The sequence below is a fragment of the Streptomyces beijiangensis genome, from assembly GCF_017315755.1.
In the GTDB taxonomy this organism is placed as follows: Bacteria; Actinomycetota; Actinomycetes; order Streptomycetales; family Streptomycetaceae; genus Streptomyces; species Streptomyces beijiangensis.
Map to the genome: position 1 here is coordinate 1 of NZ_JAFLRJ010001769.1, position 274 is coordinate 274.

Annotated in this window: 1 protein-coding gene; it reads left to right on the forward strand. The window is 71.2% G+C overall.

Annotated elements, in window-relative coordinates; all coding sequences use genetic code 11:
- The coding region (locus J0695_RS43585; protein WP_206970326.1) for an FAD-dependent monooxygenase at positions 1-274 on the forward strand (274 nt) is incomplete at both ends.

The window sequence follows — 274 nt, forward strand, 5'->3', positions numbered from 1 at the left end:
GGCGACCGGGTCGCCGGGGTGCGGTACACGACACCCGGCGGCACCGAGACGACGGAACACGCGCGCCTGGTCGTCGGCGCCGACGGCATGCGCTCGCTGGTGGCCCGCAAGGCCGGCGCGCAGAACGTCATCGAGCACGCGCGGGTGAGCTGCACCTACTACAGCTACTGGTCCGGGGTCCCCTCGCACTTCGAGCTGTACGAGCGGCCGGGCCGCTGGATCGGCGTCATCCCCACCAACGACGACCTCACGCTCCTCATGACCTACTTCCCGC